This is a genomic window from Leeuwenhoekiella sp. W20_SRS_FM14 (assembly GCF_052119605.1).
Classification (GTDB): domain Bacteria; phylum Bacteroidota; class Bacteroidia; order Flavobacteriales; family Flavobacteriaceae; genus Leeuwenhoekiella.
The window spans coordinates 68,285-83,211 of record NZ_JBGQOK010000008.1 but is presented as its reverse complement, the minus strand read 5'-3'; the positions used below and the strand labels follow the sequence as shown (position 1 = coordinate 83,211).

Genomic DNA, 14,927 nt, shown 5'->3' with positions numbered 1-14,927 from the left:
GGATTGTTAAACTGCGTAGAATAACCATTTATTCTTCATTTTTTATGGGTGTTTCAAAACGGTAGATTTCTTATCAAAATTCCGTAATTTTGCACACTTATTAGAAAACGCATATCATGAATACAAAGTTCCCTGAATATAAAGGACTTGACCTACCCAAAGTAGCCGAAGAAATTTTAGCCTATTGGAAGGAAAACGACATATTTGAAAAAAGTATTTCAACGCGTGAAGGCAACGACCCTTATATCTTTTTTGAGGGACCGCCATCTGCAAACGGAATGCCTGGTATTCACCACGTTATGTCGCGTGCAATCAAAGATATCTTTTGCCGTTTTCAAACTCAAAAAGGAAAACAAGTTAAGCGTAAAGCTGGTTGGGATACCCACGGACTTCCGGTAGAACTGGGTGTTGAGAAAGAACTGGGTATTACCAAAGAAGATATCGGTAAAAAAATAAGCGTTTCAGAATACAACGAAGCATGTAAAAATGCGGTGATGCGCTATACCGATGTGTGGAATAATCTTACCGAGCAGATGGGCTACTGGGTAGATATGGAAGATCCCTATATTACCTACAAGCCAAAATACATGGAGTCAGTATGGTGGCTTCTAAAAAATATTTACAACCAGGGTCTTATCTACAAAGGCTATACAATACAACCCTATTCACCAAAAGCAGGAACTGGTTTAAGTTCGCACGAACTTAACCAGCCCGGTACCTATCAAGATGTGACAGATACTACGGTAACGGCACAGTTTAAGGTTGTAGAAGATGAGACTTTTAAAGACTCTCCCTTAGCAGCTTTTGACGGAACAAAATACCTGATGGCCTGGACCACCACTCCGTGGACTTTGCCATCAAACACAGCTTTGACAGTTGGAAAAAAGATTGATTATGTATTGGTAAAAACATTTAACCAATATACGTTTGAGCCTATCAATGTTGTTCTGGCAAAAGCTTTGGTAAGCAAGCAATTTGACAAGAAATTCTTCGCTTCGGAAAGTGAGGAAGACTTTTCAAATTTCAAAGAAAGCGATAAAAAAATACCATATCAAATCCTTTCAGAATTTAAGGGTAGCGACTTATTAGAGCTGCGTTATGAGCCGGTGATTGATTATGTGAAACCTCACGATAATCCTGAGAATGCATACCGGGTAATTTCTGGCGATTTTGTTACTACAGAAGATGGTACCGGTATTGTACATACGTCACCTACTTTTGGTGCAGATGATGCAATGGTCGCTAAGCAGGCAGATCCAGAGGTGCCGCCTATGCTCGTAAAAGATGAGAATGGGAACCTAGTACCACTTGTAGATTTACAAGGTCGTTTTAGACCAGAGTTACAGGAATTGGGCGGTAAATATGTTAAGAATGAATACTACGATGACGGCGAAGCGCCAGAGAAAAGCGTAGATGTTGAGATTGCAATAAAACTCAAAGAAGAAAACAAAGCCTTCAAAGTTGAAAAATACGTTCACAGTTATCCCAATTGCTGGCGTACCGATAAACCTATTTTATATTATCCCTTAGATTCCTGGTTTATTAAAGTAACCGATGTGCGTGATCGTATGCACGAGCTGAATTTGGGTATAAACTGGAAGCCAAAGGCTACCGGAGAAGGCCGCTTTGGGAATTGGCTCGCAAATGCCAACGACTGGAACTTATCACGCTCACGCTATTGGGGAATTCCGTTGCCTATCTGGAGAACTGAAGATGGTAAAGAAGAAATCATCATTGGTTCGGTTACCGAACTAAAAGAAAAAATCACTGAAGCCTTAGAAGCCGGTGTTATGCAAGCAGACCCTTTTGAAGGATTTGTTGCAGGAGACATAACAGATGCAAACTATGATCTCGTTGACTTGCATAAGAATATTGTAGATGAGATTAAGTTGGTTTCACCTACCGGAAAACCCATGCGTCGCGAAGCAGATCTAATTGATGTTTGGTTTGACAGTGGTAGTATGCCCTATGCACAATGGCACTATCCTTTTGAAAATAAAGAAAAGGTTGAAAATATCTGGCGCAAAGCAGATTTTATTGCTGAAGGGGTAGATCAAACGCGTGGTTGGTTTTATACCCTGCATGCGATTGCAACAATGACTTTTGACGATGTTGCTTATAAAAATGTAGTTTCTAACGGTCTTGTTTTAGACAAGAATGGTCAGAAAATGTCTAAACGTCTAGGCAATGCCGCAGACCCTTTTGAGACCTTAAACACCTACGGTCCCGATGCGACACGCTGGTACATGATTAGCAACGCAAATCCCTGGGATAACTTAAAGTTTGACCTTGATGGTATTACGGAAGTGCAACGTAAATTCTTTGGTACACTTTATAATACGTATTCGTTCTTTTCATTGTATGCAAATCTTGATAGTTTTAACTACTCTGAAGCAGATATTGAACTTAAAGACAGACCAGAGATTGATCGTTGGGTTCTTTCAGAATTACATACATTAATTGCTGAAGTAGATAAATTTTATGCAGATTATGAGCCTACTAAGGCTACCCGAGCGATTTCAGAATTTGTACAGGAAAATCTAAGCAATTGGTTTGTACGATTAAGTCGCCGCCGTTACTGGAAAGGCGATTATGCACACGATAAAATTTCGGCATATCAAACCCTTTATAAATGTTTGATTACAGTTGCAAAATTAGGTGCTCCTGTCGCTCCATTTTTTATGGATCGTTTGTATAAAGATTTAAACGGTCTAACCGGTTTAGAGACTTCAGAAAGTGTTCACCTATCTGATTTTCCGGTAAGCGATGCATCTTATATAGATAGAAAGCTTGAACATAAAATGCAGAAAGCACAGACAATTTCTTCATTAACACTTTCATTACGTGCTAAAGAAAAGATTAAAGTGCGCCAGCCTTTGCAGCGTATTATGATTCCTATTTTAGATAATGAGCAGCGCGAAGAGATACTTGCGGTACAGGATTTGATAAAGTCTGAAGTAAATGTTAAGGAGATTGAATTGATTGATGATGCTTCAGGAATTCTGGTAAAATCTATTAAGCCCAACTTTAAAGCGCTGGGACCACGATTTGGTAAAGACATGAAGGTAGTAGCAAATGCTATTAATGCAATGAGCGCGGCAGATATTACTACGATTGAAAATGAAGGAAAAATCACCGTGGACATTAATGGAAAAAGTGTTACTTTGGCGCCCGAAGATGTGGAAATAACTTCTCAAGATATTGAAGGGTGGTTAGTTGCAAGCAGTGGTTCTTTAACAGTAGCACTTGACGTAACGCTAAACGATGCTTTGAGAAATGAAGGTATTGCCAGAGAGCTGGTTAACCGTATTCAGAATCTTAGAAAAGACTCTGGTTTTGAGGTAACAGACAAAATAGAAGTACAAATACAACGTGACGGTAAGATCGAGCAAGCCGTTATTGATAATTTAGACTATATTAAAATGGAAACGCTCACCGCAAAACTCGAGGTTGCAGAGCAAGTTACTAACGGTATAGCCATTGCATTTGACGATGTAGAAACAAAGTTGGCTATAAAAAAACAGTAAATAGAATATGGCGGCAGAAATTAAAGAACGTTTTAGCGACGCAGAATTAGAAGAATTTAGAGTTCTTATACAGGCTAAAATCGATAAGGCTCAGAATGATCTTGATCTTATTAAAAGTGCTTATATGAATGATGGTAACAACGGTACAGATGATACCTCTCCTACATTTAAAGCTTTTGAAGAAGGTAGTGAAACCATGAGTAAAGAAGCGAATTCTGCCCTTGCAATACGTCAGGAAAAGTTTATACGTGATTTAAAAAATGCATTAAACCGCATTCAAAATAAAACGTATGGTATTTGTCGTGTTACAGGTAAATTAATTAATAAAGAGCGTCTTAAGCTTGTACCTCATGCTACATTGAGTATCGAGGCAAAAAATATGCAGTAATTCTGTATATTTTAAATAATATATAAACGCTTCAGTATTTTCTGAAGCGTTTTTTATTTTAAATAAACTATGAATACATCTAAAACTAGTTTTGCTCTTATAGTGGTTCTGCTGTTTTTGGGTACGATTTATAGCCAAAAGCGACTAGAATATCGTATTCCATCAAATCTTGCAAAAGGTGTTTTTGTGGCTTCTGATGATGTTTTTGAAATTTTCATTAAAACTACAGATACAAAAAATATTAGTGTAAGAGCAGAAGTTGAAGGAGAGACTTTTGAAACTATAATAATAGATCCTGTTGTCGAAAATGGGTTGTGGCTAATAAAGATAAGCAGATCTTTAGGTTTTGAAGCTATAGACGATAAACTGGCTGCTCACAAAGTAGTCTCTATTGTGTTACATATAGAATTACCAAAAGATAAAGAGGTTTGGGTGAATTCAAGTTTAGCTTCGGTGCAGGCTCGAGGTAATTATAAGTATATAAACATGAATCTTTCTGGAGGAGATTGTAAATTGTTTGATTTCTGCGGAAGCGGTATTATCAATACACTTAGAGGTGCTATTGAAGTAGAGACTCGCAATACGCGTATTGAAGCGTTAACCCGTAACGGAATTCAGAAAGTAGCCACAAGACCTAATGGAAAGTACCACTTAAAGCTTAAAAGCGTTGACGGCAATATAAGCGTATCGCAATCTCAATAATTTAATTATTTTTACCTTTCGCTAATCAAAAACAGCTCATGTCATTAAAGAAGGCCGTAGGCATTATAGTTCTTATTTTACTTATAGATCAAATTAGTAAAATTTATATTAAAACACATTTTCAATTACAAGAGCAAGTACAGGTTTTTGAGTGGTTTAGAATTCTTTTTGTTGAAAATGAAGGCATGGCCTGGGGGACAAAAATACCCGGTGATTACGGAAAAATAATTCTTACTCTTTTTAGAATAGGTATTCTTCCTTTAATAGGATACTGGCTTTATGATAGTGTAAGAAAAAATATGTCGAGAATTCTTATTGTTGGGGTTGCATTGATTTTTGCGGGAGCTTTTGGAAATATTATTGATTCTGTTTTTTACGGAATTATTTTTGACAGTAGTGCAGGGCAACTGGCTACTTTTTTACCTCAAGACGGGGGTTACTCTAGTTTATTTTATGGTCGTGTAGTAGATATGCTGTATTTCCCAATATGGGAAGGTTATTTGCCAGAATGGTTGCCTATCTGGGGGGGTAATTATTTTACATTTTTCAATGCAGTTTTTAATATTGCAGATATGGCAATTAGTACCGGAGTGGGTTTGCTTCTTGTGTTTAACAAAAGAGCTTTTGCAAAAGAGAAAACGGCTTAGCGTTTAGATCAACTAAGCCTCAACCAACTTAGATGGTAATAATAAATTTGGTTCCGTATCCTAATTTACTCGTGACTTCTACCTTGCCACCTAGTGCTTCTACTTGATTTTTTACTATAAATAAGCCTACAGATTGATTGTTTTCATTATTATCTGTACTTCTAGACATATGAAAAATCTGCTCAGCATTTTTATCTGATAAATCATAGCCTGTACCATTATCTTCTATAATGAGTGATAGCTTTTTATTGTTTTCAAGACAGTAAGCTTTAATTTCAGGTTTACGACTTGGGCTTTTATTAATAATTCCATTTTTAATTAAAATGGTAAAAATGTTTGTCAAAAACTCTTGATTGTATTCAATTTCCGGAACCTCTGAAAAGTCTGAGTATATGTACGCTTCCTCGCGGTCAATAAGTGGTCTTAAATTAGATTTTACCTGGTCTAGGGTTTCTTCTAGATCTATGGTTACTTTAGGCTCTGCTGCCTTTGTTTGTATTGATACAACCTCGTTAAGTCTGGCTACAGTTCGGTTTAAGCTTTGTGCAATCTCCTTATAATTGTTAAACAGTTCTATTTGATCGTCTGTAAATTTCTGAGTTTCTACTAACTGGCTTGTAAGTTCAAGATTATTAACGTGAGATTTTATATTGTGTGATACATAGTTTGCAAAAGTGAATAGGCGAGAGTTATTGGCTTCTACCAGGTCTATGGCTTTTTCAAGCATAAGCTCACGCTCTTTTTCTTTATTTACATTTACCACTACTCCCTTAAGGCCTATAATTTGACCTTTTCTATCAAAATCTGGTCTGCTAATCGCGTGAGCCCAAAAGGTCTTATTCGTGTAGGTAACCATCTTGATGACTTCGTCATAAATGGGAGCTCCATTTGCTAAATTATGATAGCTGGCAATTACAGACTCATGATAATTCATATCAAAAAAATGCAGTGCATGTTTTATTGAGGGTTTGTAATTATCAGGGGTTTCTAAGATTTTTTGCAGTTGTTTATCAAAGTAACTTTTTTTATTAATAAAATCTATTCTCCAGCCACCGGCGCCTACCATTTCAGCTATTTGCTCGTAAAAAAAGCTTTCTCTTGACTCAGCGGTCTCAGGAACTGATTTTTTAGATAAAAAGGAAAGAATTCCATTTTGTTTGGTAACTGACATGCGAATTGGATTTTTAAAAATGAGGATGAAGATAGCAAAAAAATCGACATCGTGTCAAAAATTATACGTTTTATTAGGTGTTATACAGTGAGTTAGCGTGATGTCTTTGTTGTTATGAGGTAGGTTTTTCTCAGCTTCAAACAAGGATAAACCTATCTTTAAAGCGCCTGGTCTACATCTATTTAAAAAGCGATCGTAAAACCCTTTGCCATATCCAATTCGTGATCCAATTTGATCAAAAGCGAGTAGGGGTATGAATATGACATCAAGTTGAGTGGGCGTAATTTCAATACCATTTTGAGGTTCGGGGATTCCCCACTTATTTACAATTAAGCGTGTTCTGTCTGTAAGTAAATAATGACGCATAGTAGAATCTTGAAAATCACTTTTAGAAATGACAATATGTTTATCTTTTCCGTTGAGTATATTCAAAATATAATCGGTATTAACTTCCTTTAAATGTTCTATGCTTAAAAAGATATGATAAAACTCATAGTCCCAAATAGGGAGTTTGAGTAGCTGATTTGCGATAGAAAGGCTTAGTTCATCTATTTCTGATAAGCTTAAATTGTTACGCTTTTCTTTATATATTTTACGGTATTCTGCTTTAGTCATGTTTAATTTCTGAAGTAGAAAGATGAAATATGGCATCACCCTGATACACTAAAGAAGCTTCATTAGAGTTTATAATATACCCGTCATTTGTAGCTTTTACTTTATGTCTAAACGATCCGTATGGGTCTGTTATTGTTGCGATTACCTCATTTTTTTCTACAAAATCGCCGCAATTACTTTTAAGATGAAGTAGGCCGCTGTATTTTGCTCGTAACCATGAACTAGTCACAATGGTTGTTGATTTTTTTACTAGAGGTGGAGCCGTAAATTCTTTTGAGAGCATTTTAAAATGGTCTAGAATGCGCATCACCCCAAACACTCCTTCCCGCGCAATATCTTTGTCACTTACTTGCGACTTTCCGCCTTCAAAAAGTAAAATGGGTATATTTAATTTTTCGCAGGTAGAACGATAGGATTTTGCGATGTTTTTTGAGTAAACAGTAAATGGAGCTCCAAAAATTTCAGCATATTTTATAAGTTCTTTTTTATCAGGATCTACACGTATTTGAGCTACATTAAACCGGCTTCCTCCGCCGGTGTGAAAATCAAGACAAAAGTCTGCAGCAGGCAGTATTTTATTACTAAATTGATATGCAAATCTGCCTGCTAAAGAACCTTTACGAGTTCCGGGAAAAACACGGTTTAGATCTCTTCCGTCAGGAAAAGCACGTTCCATATTTAAAAAACCGAAGACATTTATAACCGGAATACATATAACAGTACCCCGTAGAACCTTGTTTATTTTTTTTGAAATAACCTGACGTACAATTTCTACACCATTAATCTCATCACCGTGAATACCTGCCGTAATTAAAATGCAGGGTCCGGGTTTTTTGGCGCGTTGTATTATAATAGGCACCTCTACAGATGTGGTCGTATATAATTTTGCGAGATTAAAATTAAGCGTGCGCCTTGTTCCCGGAGGAATTTTCTCGCCCAGTATGTGTAAAATATTGTCTTCGTCTATACCTGTCATAATTTTAGACGCCTCGTTCAATATATTTAATGACTTCTTTTGCGATATCTCTTCCTGTAGCACGTTCTATGCCCTCTAACCCTGGCGAAGAATTTACTTCAAGAATTAAAGGGCCACGGGCACTTTGTAGCATATCTACACCGGCTACGCCTAGCCCCATTGCTTTTGCTGCTTTAATAGCAGCAATTTCTTCTTCATCAGAAAGTGTGATGACTTCTGCGGTGCCACCTCGGTGCAAATTAGATCTAAACTCACCTTCTTTACCCTGACGCTTCATAGCGCCCACTACGTGACCGTCTATTATAAAGGCTCTAATATCTGCACCTTTAGCTTCCTTAATAAACTCCTGTACAATTACACGTGCCTGTAATCCGTTAAATGCTTCAATTACAGATTCTGCTGCATTTTTGGTTTCGGCTAAAACGACACCTAATCCCTGTGTTCCTTCTAAAAGTTTAATGATTAAAGGAGCGCCACCTACATGGTCTATAATCTCACCTACATCGCGCGAATAATTAGTAAAAACAGTTTTAGGAAGCCCCAAGCGTGCCCGAGATAAAATTTGAAGGCTGCGTAATTTATCACGGCTACGTACGAGTGCTTGTGACTCTGTAGTGGTAAAACAACCCATCATTTCAAATTGTCTAACTACAGCGGTACCGTAGTAGGTAATTGAAGCCCCAATACGCGGTATTATTGCCTCGGTGTCTGAAAGGTAACGTCCCTTGTAGTATACAGAGGGTTTCTTTTTTTCAATAATTAAATCACATTTAAGGGGATCTATTATTTCTACATTATGCTTGCGCTTCTTTGCAGCTTCTACAAGACGCGCAGTAGAGTATAAATTACCATTACGGGATAAGATTTTTATATTCATAAGGCTTTTTGAGCGTGTGAGACATCAGTGAGTTCTGTGTCTACGATAAATTTTTTAGTAAGGAATTTACGCCCTATCAAAACCGGGAACCGCATGTCTTCGCGAGAACTTAGTGTGAGCGATATTTTGAATGTTTTTTTAAAAATAGTAATGTTACTCTGTACAACATACCGGTATTGAATCTCGCCATTACTGCTCTTTACAGCTGTAATATCATAGGATGAAAAGCGCATTTCTTTACCGTTATATTCAGGATGTTTAGGATCTAGAAATGTACAGCATAAAATGTTATCTTCTTCTCGTATATGATTACAGTGTATTGAAGATGTATAGGCACCGGTATCTATTTTGATATCAATGTCAGACAAGCCCAGTTTAGGAAAATCGGCACGGTCTATACGTCCTATAATTACTTTTTCCATAGGTTGCAATTTAATAAAAGCATAGCTGTTAATTGGTAATACCTTCTAAAACTAGGTTAATGTAGTCTTAATATTCTTTGGTAAAATTATGTTTTAATCTGTAAAGATACAGCCTATAATTACGACCAAAGTAGCGCCTGTATATTAGGGTTGCTAATTTTTATTTGCTCAAGAAGCTGTAAATTTGAATGAGATGGAAATACCTGATTTAGACTTACAATTAAAAACACTTCCCAGCAGCCCCGGGGTATATCAATACTATGATAAGAAAGGCAAGTTGCTCTATGTGGGAAAGGCTAAAAATTTAAAAAAACGCGTTTCTTCTTATTTTACCAAGAGACACGATAATGCCCGAACGAATCTTCTGGTTAAGAAAATAGTCGAAATTAAACATATTGTTGTTGACAGTGAGACAGATGCGCTCCTGCTTGAAAATAATATGATAAAAAAATATCAGCCGCGTTACAATGTAATGCTTAAGGATGATAAAAGTTATCCCTGGATTTGTATTAAAAATGAGCGCTTTCCACGGGTTTTTCCCACCAGAAGATTAATAAAAGATGGTAGTGAATATTATGGGCCATACACCAGTATGAAAACTGTACATACCCTACTTGATCTCATAAAAGGGTTGTATCCTTTACGTACTTGCAACTATGATCTTTCTAAAGATAAAATAGAATCTGGCAAGTATAAAGTTTGTTTAGAATATCATCTGGGCAATTGTTTGGGGCCTTGCGAGGATAATATTTCCGCAGAGAAGTATCATGAGAATATAGATGCGATACGCGATATTGTAAAAGGAAATTTTAAAGACTCGTTGCATCGTTTTCGCCTACAAATGAAGGCTCATGCTGAAGCTATGGAGTTTGAAGATGCACAGCGTATTAAAGAGAAAATAGATATATTAGAGGGCTATCAGGCAAAGAGCACAGTGGTAAACCCACTCATTAATAATGTAGATGTTTTTAGTATCGTATCTGATGAGGGGTATGGGTATGTGAACTTCTTACAACTTTCTCACGGGGCGATTATTAGATCGCACACACTGGAGCTAAAGAAAAAATTAGAGGAGTCTGATCAAGAGTTACTCGAAATAGGAATTATAGAAATACGACAGCGTTTCAATTCTCAATCTCCAGAAATATACACGCCGATTCCTGTTGATTTAGGTGAAAAATTTAGAGTTACAGTTCCAAAATTAGGTGATAAAAAGCGCATAGTAGAATTGTCTGAGCGTAACGCAAAGTATTTTAGAATGGAGCGCTTCAAACAAACCAAAATCGTAGATCCAGACCGGCATGTGAATCGCCTAATGGCTCAAATGAAGTCTGATCTAAGACTATCTGTAGAGCCCAGACATATAGAATGTTTTGATAACTCAAATATTCAGGGAACAAATCCTGTTGCAGCCTGTGTTGTTTTTAAAGACGGAAAACCCAGTAAAAAGGATTATCGTAAATTTAATATCAAGACAGTAGAAGGTCCTAATGACTTTGCATCTATGGAAGAGGTTGTGTTTAGAAGATACAGACGTTTGCTAAATGAAGATGAACCTTTGCCACAACTCATTATTGTAGATGGCGGTAAAGGCCAGCTTTCTTCTGGTGTAAAGGCTTTAGAAGATCTGGGTCTGCGCGGAAAAATTGCTATTATAGGTATCGCAAAACGACTTGAGGAGTTATTTTACCCCGGAGATTCTATTCCACTTTATCTTGATAAAAAGAGTGAAACCTTAAAAGTGATTCAGCAACTGCGTAATGAGGCACACCGTTTTGGAATTACATTCCATAGAAACAAGCGCAGTAATGCTGCTATAAGTACAGAGCTAGAGACAATTTCTGGTATTGGAGAAAAGACGGTAATTGAGTTGTTAACCCATTTTAGATCTGTTACTAAAGTTAAAGAAGCTTCAGAAAAGAATTTAGCTGAAGTTATAGGGCCATCAAAAGCCAGGATTATTTACAATCATTATCAACAAACAGAATGAAAAAAAGCTACTGTCTACTTATTATAGTTTTAATGAATTGGGTATTTTATGCTCAAGACAGTACGACCATAGATTTTAGTAAATACCCAAAGGGAAACCAATTAAAGGTAGGTCTTGTGCTTAGTGGCGGTGGTGCTAAAGGTTTAGCGCACATAGGTGTTTTAAAAGAGATTGAAGCAGCCGGTGTTAAAATAGATTATATAGGCGGGACCAGTATGGGTGCCATAATTGGGGGTTTATATGCGGCCGGGTATAATGCACATCAGCTTGATTCTATTTTTAACGTTGTTAATTTTGACAAATTAATTCAAGACAATTTACCGCGTAGTGCGCAATCATTTTATGAGCGTGCAGACGCAGAAAAATATGCCATAAGTCTCCCTTTTGATCATTTTAAAATCTCGTTTCCTTCAGCACTTTCTAAGGGTCAAAATATTTATAACCTATTTACAGAGTTAACGCATCACGTACAGGAAGTAAATGACTTTTCAGAATTATCTATTCCATTTTTCTGTGTGGCTACAGATGCCGAAAAAGGACAGGCTATTATTTTAGATAAAGGCTGTTTGCCCGAAGCTATTACGGCAAGTGGCGCATTACCTTCCTTATTCAGTCCGGTAATTGTAGATGACCGTATTTTAATAGATGGAGGTGTTGTTAATAATTATCCGGTTGAAGAATTACGCAGAAGAGGTGCAAATTTTATAATAGGAGTTGACGTTCAGGATGATTTAAGAGGCAAGAGTGAGCTCAAGAGCGCACCAGAGATGCTTATTCAAATTAACAATTATCGAACCATTGAAGCGATGAAAGATAAAGTCGCTGAGACAGATATTTATATAAAACCCAATATTGCAGGTTACAGCGTTGTAGACTTTGATAAAGGAGCAGCCATAATTAAGGGTGGCGAGGAAAAAGCAGAAACATTTGATTCAGAATTTGTAAAGTTAGCTCAGCTTCAAAATGCGCAGTATAACAAGTCTGCATTAGCGATTAATGATACAGATACACTTAGAATTAAAAGTGTGGGTATTAATGGCAACACCTATTATACGCGATCATATATCTTAGGTAAGCTTAAAATTAAAACTCCGGCTAAAACCACTTATGCGGCTCTATTTGATGGAATAAATAATCTTGCAGCTACAAATAACTTTCAGCGTATAAATCATAAGCTAGAAGCATATGATGATGGTCAATACCATTTATCTGTAAATCTTACCGAAAGTGAATCTACAACTTACATAAAAGCGGGTATTCATTATGATGATGTGTATAAAAGTGCTGCTTTAATGAATATCACAAAAAAGCGTGTATTATTTAAAAATGATATTGCATCATTTGACCTTGCTTTAGGAGATAATATTCGGTATAATTTTGACTATTATAGCGATAATGGTTTTTATATTGGTTTTGGTTTAAAATCCTACTACAATAGCTTCGACCGTCGTGTAGATGCGAGATTTATTGAGCAATTGAGCGATTTGCCTTTAGAGAGTTTTAATAATATTACGGTAGATTATACAGATTTTACGAATCAGATCTATATACAAACACTTTTTCAAAAACAGTTTTCATTTAATCTGGGATTAGAACATAAATTTTTAAAAATAGATACAGAAAGTGTACGCCTTGTAGAAGACCCTAATAGTAAAGTCTATTTTGACAATAGCCATTACTTCAGCACATACGGAAGTTTACTTTTAGACAGTTTTGATAATAAATACTTCCCTACATCTGGTTGGTATTTTAATGGTGATTTTCATCTTTATCTATTATCTTCAGACTACAATAATAATTTTGAAGAGTTTTCTGTAGGTAGTGCGCGATTAAAATATGCACATAAAATCTTACCAAAACTTTCTGTACTTGTAGGCGTTGAAGGCGGTTTTAAAATAGGGGCTTCAGAAGGCGGTAGCTTTGACTTTATTTTAGGGGGATGGGGAAATGATTTTATTAATAATATTATTCCTTTCTATGGCTATGATTTCATTAGCAGCGCGGGCGATGGTCTCGTAAAATCTGATATAAGTTTTGATTTCAATTTTTATCGCAAAAATCATTTAAACTTTGGGGGTAATTTTGCCAATCTTGAAAACAGTTTGTTTACTAGCGGTAACTGGTTAACTCGGCCAGACTATACCGGTTATTTTGTAGGTTATGGTTTAGAAACGCTTGTAGGACCCTTACAAACAAAACTTTCATATTCCCCTGAGGTTGATAAAGTGTTCTGGAATTTTAGCCTGGGATTTTGGTTTTAAGAAAAAATTAGTTTGTTTGGCTAGTCTTTTTACGATATTTGTAATGATCGATAACGTTTTCGAAGAAAAACACAATAAGCATAAATCTTAATTGTATTACTTCGGTTAAAAAAAAGAAACTATGCCTTTCTACCATAAACTGGGTAAGATCCCGCACAAGCGTCATACACAATTTAGAAAATCTGACGGGAGTCTCTATTACGAGCAACTTTTTGGTACTATAGGTTTTGACGGGATGTATAGTAATATGTATCACGAGCAACGCCCCACACAGGTTAAAGAGATTAAAGGCAGTAAAAGTGTTAAGCCTAGAGTTGCCAAAGCAAATCACATACAATCCTATAGATTTAGAGGTTTTGAGATAAAGCCTCAGGCAGATTATCTAGAAAGCCGTAAACCCATTTTGACCAATAGCGATTGCACAATAATTCTTGCTGCACCGCAAAACAGAACACAAGATTATTTTTATAAAAACAGTGATGCAGATGAGTTGATCTTCGTGCATCGCGGTAGCGGTAAATTTCGCAGTCACTTAGGTAATTTAGAATTTAAATATGGTGATTACATTTTAATTCCGCGGGGAACAATCTATAAATTAGACTTTGATACAAGTGACAACAGATTGTTTATTGTAGAGTCTCGCAGGCCTATATACACCCCAAAAAGATACCGCAATTATTTTGGTCAATTATTAGAGCATTCTCCATTTTGTGAGCGTGATTTACGCAGACCTTATGAGTTAGAAACCAATAACGAAACCGGCGAATTCTTGATGAAAATTAAGAAGCAGGACGATCTTTTTGATATGGTTTATGCGACGCATCCCTTTGATGTGGTGGGTTATGATGGTTATAATTACCCGTATGCATTTTCTATTCACGATTTTGAACCCATAACAGGGCGCATACACCAGCCACCACCGGTACATCAAACTTTTGAGACCGATGCATTTGTGGTGTGCAGTTTTTGTCCGCGTAAATATGATTATCACCCAGAAAGCATTCCCGCACCTTATAATCACAGTAATATAGACAGCGATGAAGTATTGTACTATGTAGATGGAGATTTTATGAGTCGAAACGATATTGAAGCCGGGCATATTTCATTACATCCTGCCGGTATTCCTCACGGGCCACACCCGGGAGCTACAGAACGTAGTATAGGTAAAACTGAAACCGAAGAACTTGCTGTAATGGTTGACACCTTTAGACCGCTGCAGATTTGTGAAGATGCGATGCCTATTGCAGATGAGAGCTATTATAAATCGTGGTTACCGCACTAAATTTATTAATTAGGGCTAGTTTATATAGGTGTAGGTAAAGAATAACAAATAAGAAATACAGAATACAAA

The 14,927-nt window shown here is 36.6% G+C and carries 12 protein-coding genes; 7 read left to right on the top strand and 5 right to left on the bottom strand.

Features of this window, described 5'->3' with window-relative positions; translation table 11 throughout:
- The first annotated feature begins 116 nt into the window (after positions 1-116).
- From ileS to ACEN25_RS14005, 4 genes are all read left to right on the top strand, one after another.
- The gene (gene ileS, locus ACEN25_RS14020) at positions 117-3,527 is read left to right on the top strand and encodes an isoleucine--tRNA ligase (protein WP_441803450.1); all 3,411 of its coding nucleotides are present in this window, start codon (positions 117-119) and stop codon (positions 3,525-3,527) included.
- A gap of 7 nt (positions 3,528-3,534) precedes the next feature.
- Positions 3,535-3,915: a TraR/DksA family transcriptional regulator gene (locus ACEN25_RS14015; RefSeq protein ID WP_028376935.1), complete on the top strand. Its 381-nt coding sequence runs from the start codon at positions 3,535-3,537 to the stop codon at positions 3,913-3,915.
- Positions 3,916-3,984: 69 nt separating this feature from the next.
- Positions 3,985-4,617, top strand: coding sequence for a hypothetical protein (locus tag ACEN25_RS14010; RefSeq protein WP_441803449.1), 633 nt, complete (start codon positions 3,985-3,987; stop codon positions 4,615-4,617).
- Positions 4,618-4,655: 38 nt separating this feature from the next.
- Positions 4,656-5,264, top strand: a complete 609-nt coding sequence (locus ACEN25_RS14005) for a lipoprotein signal peptidase (protein ID WP_028376933.1) — start codon at positions 4,656-4,658, stop codon at positions 5,262-5,264.
- 28 nt (positions 5,265-5,292) lie between these two features.
- Here ACEN25_RS14005 and ACEN25_RS14000 read toward each other — a convergent pair whose 3' ends face one another.
- From ACEN25_RS14000 to ACEN25_RS13980, 5 genes are read right to left on the bottom strand one after another with little or no spacing between them, the layout of a single operon-like run.
- Entirely contained in the window at positions 5,293-6,435 is a 1,143-nt protein-coding gene (locus ACEN25_RS14000; RefSeq protein ID WP_441803448.1) for a sensor histidine kinase, read from the bottom strand.
- 54 nt (positions 6,436-6,489) lie between these two features.
- Positions 6,490-7,050, bottom strand: a complete 561-nt coding sequence (locus tag ACEN25_RS13995; protein WP_441803447.1) for a 5-formyltetrahydrofolate cyclo-ligase — start codon at positions 7,048-7,050, stop codon at positions 6,490-6,492.
- On the bottom strand, positions 7,043-8,026 hold the full coding sequence (locus ACEN25_RS13990) for a succinylglutamate desuccinylase/aspartoacylase family protein (protein WP_441803446.1): 984 nt from the start codon (positions 8,024-8,026) through the stop codon (positions 7,043-7,045). The genes ACEN25_RS13995 and ACEN25_RS13990 overlap by 8 nt, the downstream gene beginning before the upstream one ends.
- Positions 8,027-8,030: 4 nt before the next feature.
- A complete protein-coding gene (rimK, locus tag ACEN25_RS13985; RefSeq protein WP_028376929.1) occupies positions 8,031-8,903 on the bottom strand; it encodes a 30S ribosomal protein S6--L-glutamate ligase in 873 nt (290 codons plus the stop codon).
- Positions 8,900-9,325 carry an ATP-dependent zinc protease family protein gene (locus ACEN25_RS13980; RefSeq protein ID WP_028376928.1) on the bottom strand — a complete coding sequence of 142 codons (426 nt, stop codon included), beginning with the start codon at positions 9,323-9,325 and terminating at the stop codon, positions 8,900-8,902. The genes rimK and ACEN25_RS13980 overlap by 4 nt, the downstream gene beginning before the upstream one ends.
- A gap of 193 nt (positions 9,326-9,518) precedes the next feature.
- Here ACEN25_RS13980 and uvrC point away from each other — a divergent pair, with 193 nt between their 5' ends.
- From uvrC to ACEN25_RS13965, 3 genes are all read left to right on the top strand, one after another.
- On the top strand, positions 9,519-11,315 hold the full coding sequence (gene uvrC, locus ACEN25_RS13975) for an excinuclease ABC subunit UvrC (protein WP_441803445.1): 1,797 nt from the start codon (positions 9,519-9,521) through the stop codon (positions 11,313-11,315).
- Entirely contained in the window at positions 11,312-13,576 is a 2,265-nt protein-coding gene (locus ACEN25_RS13970) for a patatin-like phospholipase family protein (protein ID WP_441803444.1), read from the top strand. The genes uvrC and ACEN25_RS13970 overlap by 4 nt, the downstream gene beginning before the upstream one ends.
- Before the next feature lie 121 nt (positions 13,577-13,697).
- Complete coding sequence (locus tag ACEN25_RS13965; RefSeq protein ID WP_441803443.1) at positions 13,698-14,858, top strand: homogentisate 1,2-dioxygenase; 1,161 nt, start codon at positions 13,698-13,700, stop codon at positions 14,856-14,858.
- Positions 14,859-14,927 lie beyond the last annotated feature (69 nt).